Below are 5,726 nucleotides of genomic sequence, written 5' to 3'. Positions count from 1 at the left end.
CTGTAAAGAACACACCTAAATAAATAGGTGTGTCAATTGTGGCTAATAATCTTGGAAAATTCAAGTTTTAGGCCTTCAAAACTGGAAATAGATGAATTCCCGTCCCATCACCGGGGCGTTCTCCGACATAAACACATACATCGTCACAAACAAGACTGCCGCGCCATATACCACCTGATTTGCTCTTGGCAGCTTCAGCCAAAAAAGCAGATCCTTCTTTTGCCACTGCATAACCTGCGTTAGCAGCACAATCGCTATTACCAGAGCAAAATATAAAACTTTATCGCTAAAGCCGGTCTTAATCTCCCAGTTGGAAAACATCGCCAGCAGCATCTCGCCCGCCTGGCCCATAGATCGTGCCCGAAAAAACAGCCAGCCTATTGCGCCCAGGTGAAAAAAGACAACCATTTTCCCTGCCTGCCATACCTTATACTTCTCCAGTGTCGCCCCCCAGCCTGCTGGCCACCACCGCTCCATCACCCGATGCACAATTAATAACAAACCCTGGTAGCCTCCCCAGATCACAAACGTCCAAGCCGCCCCATGCCATAATCCCCCAAGCAGCATCGTCATCATTAAATTCCGCTGTGTTTTCCACCATCCATATCTGTTTCCACCAAGCGGAATATATAAATAGTCTTTTAACCACGTCGACAAACTAATATGCCAGCGCTGCCAGAATTCCCGCGCGTTGCGAGAGAAGTATGGCAAATTAAAATTCAGCATCAATTCAAAACCCATCAGCTTCGCCAAGCCCCTGGCTATATCCGTATACCCGGAAAAATCGCCGTAGATCTGCCAGGCAAAAGCGTACAACGCCAACCATACTTGCGGCCCGTTATATGGCCCGCCGGCAAACACCGGCTCAACCAATGTCGCCAAGCTGTCCGCCACGATTACTTTTTTAAATAATCCCCAGCCGATTAAATACATCCCTTCTGCCACTTTTTGGTCGCTCAACCGACGCGGCCTAACTATCTGAGGCAACAATGATGTCGCCCGCTCAATCGGCCCCGCTACCAATTGCGGAAAGAAAGCCACAAAGAGTGCGAAGTTAACTAAACTCTTAGCGGGCTTAAGCTGCCGGCGATAAACGTCAATCGTATAGCTCATCGTCTGGAATGTGTAAAAGGAAATACCAACTGGCAGTATCACTTGCAGCGTAAACCCATCCACCTGCCAACCAAAGACGCTCGCCAGCTCCACTAAACTATCATTGAAAAAATTGAAATATTTAAAGAAGCCCAGAATCAGCAAACTGGAGCTCATGCTCACCCACAATAGAATTCTTCGTCGCCGCGGCGTTTTAGCTTGATCTATCTTCAAGCCAATCACATAATCAATACCCGTCGATAACCAAATCAGCGACAAGAACCGCCAATCCCATGACCCATAAAAAATATAACTGGCGGCCAGTAGTAAATAATTCTGCCAGCGGTGCGATAAACATAAGTACAGCAAATACACAACACTGAAAAACAAAAAGAACTCACTGGTGTTAAAAAACAGCGCCATTATATTTTTTCAATTCTATATGATGATAAACACATCTATGCACCCTAGCCGGTTTTTATCCATTTGATAAGTCACGCAAACATCTTTAGTTTAAAAAGATTCTATGCTAAGCACCCGTTCACTACTGCGCCTGCCTCCTGCTCGTTTTTGGTATCTGCCCTCCTTCTTTCTTTTCGTCATCGGCACCATCCTCTCCTTAGCTCAAAGCCCCCTGCCCGCTGCCCTCACTCTTCTTTTTATCTTATTAGCCATCGCTCTTTTGTTTCGTTATATCCCTGACCAGCCGCTTTCCCGCTCCCGCACAAGCAGCTATTGGCTGCTCACAGCCTTATTCTGCCTGGCCCTGCCTTATCTCATCGAAACCTCCCTTCGCCTTTCCGACACCAGCCGTCACCAGCCGCCTGACGGTTTAGTTAACGGCACCTTATATACCTGGGGCCACGTCATCACCAATAATTCTTACGGCTTTCGCGAACGCGAATTCACTGTTCCCAAACCAACCGGCACCTACCGCCTTATGGTACTCGGCGATTCCATGTCCTGGGGCGTAGGCGTCCCCGTTAATGACCGCTACTCCAATCTGCTAGAAAACATTTTGAACGAAACCGCCTCATCTCAGCATTTTGAAGTACTTAATTTTGCTGCCCAAGCCGCCAACATTGCCGACGAACTAGCCACCCTGCAAAAATATATCGACGTGGCGGAGCCGGACCAAATTGTCATTGGCTTTAATTTCGATGACATCGATTCTGCCGACAATATTGTAGATCCGGAAAACCGTCGCTTAGCCACCGAATACAACCGCCTCATCGATCCTTATTTTACTAAACTTCGCTTGTATTATCTTAGCGGCCAAACGGTTAAGGCCATCAAACAGGCTGCTACTCTAGCCGGTTACATCCCCGACCAAACCGTCGAGGTGCAGCGCCAACTGGCCTCCCAAAAAACCAACTTATACTCATTTGAGAATACTCTGCAACAAATCAAGGCTATTTCCGATACTCACCATCTCCCCCCGCCCATTCTCATTATTCTTGAACGCGGTTTATATACTGATCGCCCCACCAACTACGCCCATCCTGAGCCGGCATTGCAAGCCATAATTGATCAACAAATTCTAGCCGAAAAAACTGCCCAGTCGGTCGGCTTTATTACCCAGCACCACCGTGAAGATATTGCCTACCAGCTCAACGATCAAATTCTTTCTGTTAATGCCGTAGATCATCACCCCTCCGTCGCCCTGCATCGTCTCTATGCTGCTAAGCTCCGCGATACTGTCTTAGCCAACATGTCTTATGCCAAATAACAACCCAACAATCCATCAATCAGAGATTTTCTCGCCTCCTTCGTCTTTTACTGCTCAAGCTAACGTCACCGATCCGGCCGTTTATCAAACAGCGGCCGCCGACCCCGAAGCATATTGGGCGAAATGGGCCCAGCAGCTGCATTGGTTTACTCCCTGGCACACAATTTTAGACTGGCAGCCGCCCCATGCTCGCTGGTTTGATGGCGGAACACTCAACGCTTCAGTTAATTGTCTTGATCGTCATCTGGCCGCAACCGCCAGCCACCCTAGCCTCGCTGATCATCTGGCAATTATCTGGGAAGGTGAACCAGGCGACCAGCGCCGCCTGACCTACCAGGAACTTTATGATCAAGTGAATCGCTTCTCCTCCGTCCTTCAGCAATTAAACATTAAGCGCGGCGATCGGGTGGTTATTTATCTTCCTATGCTGCCGGAATTAATCATTGCTTGCTTGGCCTGTGCTCGTATCGGTGCCATTCATAGCGTAGTTTTTGCCGGCCTTGGTATCGACTCTCTCACCCAGCGTATCAATGACCTGTCCGCCAAATTAGTCATCACCGCCGACTACAGCTGGCGCCGCGGTAAAAAATTGTTATTAAAAAGCACTGTCGATCGCAGCCTTAAATCCTGTCCATCCGTCAAAAAAACCATCACCGTCTCCCGCGATGCTGCCCGCCCCCTCCCCGCCTGCCATCTTTCTTCGCCCAGAGACCTAGTGTGGCACAAGTTAATGACTGCGGCAGCCAACTATTGCCCTCCCTCTCATCAAGCCGCCGAGGATATTCTCTTTGTGCTTTACACTTCCGGCACTACCGGCCGGCCTAAGGGTATTGTTCATACCACTGGCGGTTACCTAGCCCAGGTTTATGCGACATCTCAATGGATACTGGACTTAAAACCTACGGATGTTTATTGGTGTACCGCCGACATTGGGTGGATTACCGGCCACAGCTATGTTATTTATGGCCCATTAATGTCTGGTGCCACAATTTTTATCTACGAAGGCGCTTTTGATTATCCCGACCAATCCCGTATCTGGCAAATGATTGAGCGTCACCGTATTTCTGTTTTTTATACCGCCCCTACCGCCATTCGCCAATTCATTCAGTGGGGGAAAAACTTGCCCGCCCGTTCTAATCTATCTTCTCTGCGCTTGCTTGGCTCCGTCGGTGAACCAATCAACCCCTCGACCTGGCGCTGGTATCACCAGCATATTGGCAACGGGCGATGTCCTATCGTGGATACTTGGTGGCAAACCGAAACCGGTGCCATTATGATCGCTCCCTTGCCCGGCCTCACCGGCACACCGCCGGGTTCCGCCACCCAAGCTTTCCCCGGCATCTCAGTCGCCATACTAGATTCTGCCGGCCAACCCAAACCCAATGGACAATCTGGCTCCCTAGCTATCACCCATCCGTGGCCAGCCATGTTGCGCGGCATTTGGCAGGACGAAGCAAGATATATCGACAATTATTGGTCCAAGTGGAATAACCGAACCTATCTGACCGGCGATGGTGCCTCACTGGACTCGCAAAACAATTTCTGGCTGCTTGGCCGGATTGACGATGTCATCCAAGTCGCCGGCCATCGCATCAGTTCCACCGAAATAGAAAACGCATTAGTCAGTCACGCTGCTGTCACTGAAGCTGCCGTCGTTAGCAAACCCGACCGCCTCAAAGGTGAAGTCGTGGTGGCCTTTGTCACTCTTCTTCCCAGTCGCCGCCCCTCCCCTGCCTTAATTAAAAGCATTACTAATTGTGTTGCTGATCGGGTCGGACCAATCAACAAACCCGCTCAAATTATTTTCACGCCCCAGCTGCCTAAAACTCGCTCGGGAAAAATTATGCGCCGTCTCTTACGTAATATTGCCGCCCACCAGCCTCTCGGTGATACCGCCACCCTAGCCGATCCCACCATTATCAGTCATCTGACCCAGGCGACCAACTCTCCCTCTTCTAAATCCGCCCGGCAAAAATAGATCACACAGCTAACCTTCCACGAGTCGCCATCAAACTGCTAATTTTATCTGTTGTGCTGCCTCCACCACACTCTCCAACACATCAAAATGCCAATCGTCTCTGGCTGTGGAATTTGACGTAAAGATTGGTACACCATCCGCTACAAAAGATTGGATTGTCTCCACTCGAGCTACGTTATGAGTTATTACCCCTGCTACTTGATCAATCCCACTCTGCCGTAACTGCGCTATAGCCGCCGCAAACGTCTTGCCCGTACTAATAATGTCATCCACAATAATGTACTGTTTGTTCGTTTTATAAAACCCCTTGGGCATTTCCACCACTACCTCGGTGGCTGAACGACGCTGCTTATTCATGGCCAGATAAGACACCTTGAGTAGAGCTGCCAAATTACGCACCCTATTTTCCGCTCCCCGGTCCGGCGCCACCAAAACAACTTCTGTAAATTTTTCTTGCAGGAACGAGGCAATCGTCGCACGAAGTGACAACTCACTCACTTTTACTTCTCCCACATATGGTTGCAGCACACTGTTGGCGCAGTGTAGGTCAATTGTCCATAATTCTCGTACCTGATTTTTTATCGCTGCCAGCATCGGCTCAGCACTTGTTACCACTCGCTCATTTCCCCACGGCAACGAACGAGCATAAGGGAAATACGGCAGAACCAACCTTATCCCTGCCCGATTATTGAGACTTCGCAGCAGTGCCATCAACCGTAAAATTTGCGCATCCAGTGATTCCTGCCGAGAGAATTGGTAATACAGCAAAACATCATCTTCTCTCGCATCATCCGTCAAATGCATCATGACTTCGCCGTCCGGAAAAACCTCGTGCTCTAATATCGCCACCCGAGCGCTCAACCGGTCAGCTAACCTACGCGCCTCTGACGTATTACCAATAACCAGCATAGGAAACTAATTTCTTTA

General features: G+C 49.3%; 4 protein-coding genes. 2 read left to right on the top strand and 2 right to left on the bottom strand.

Translation table 11 applies throughout. From position 1 onward, the window contains the following. Positions 1 to 75: 75 nt before the first annotated feature. Positions 76 to 1,515: an MBOAT family protein gene (locus tag WC734_06445; GenBank protein MFA6198756.1), complete on the bottom strand. Its 1,440-nt coding sequence runs from the start codon at positions 1,513 to 1,515 to the stop codon at positions 76 to 78. 103 nt (positions 1,516 to 1,618) lie between these two features. On the opposite strand from WC734_06445, the gene WC734_06440 reads away from it, so the two are divergent. Both WC734_06440 and acs read left to right on the top strand, forming a co-directional pair. Next, positions 1,619 to 2,821: a hypothetical protein gene (locus WC734_06440; protein ID MFA6198755.1), complete on the top strand. Its 1,203-nt coding sequence runs from the start codon at positions 1,619 to 1,621 to the stop codon at positions 2,819 to 2,821. Continuing rightward, positions 2,811 to 4,799, top strand: a complete 1,989-nt coding sequence (acs, locus tag WC734_06435; protein ID MFA6198754.1) for an acetate--CoA ligase — start codon at positions 2,811 to 2,813, stop codon at positions 4,797 to 4,799. Before WC734_06440 ends, acs begins: the two co-directional genes overlap by 11 nt. A gap of 30 nt (positions 4,800 to 4,829) precedes the next feature. On the opposite strand, the gene prs is transcribed toward acs, so the two are convergent. Next, complete coding sequence (gene prs / locus WC734_06430) at positions 4,830 to 5,708, bottom strand: ribose-phosphate diphosphokinase (protein ID MFA6198753.1); 879 nt, start codon at positions 5,706 to 5,708, stop codon at positions 4,830 to 4,832. Positions 5,709 to 5,726: the final 18 nt, after the last annotated feature.

The organism is Patescibacteria group bacterium, from assembly GCA_041661625.1.
GTDB lineage: Bacteria > Patescibacteriota > Patescibacteriia > JAHIZJ01 > JAHIZJ01 > JBAZUB01.
Note: the sequence above shows the minus strand (reverse complement) of the source record. Positions and strands in the feature narration are given on the sequence as shown.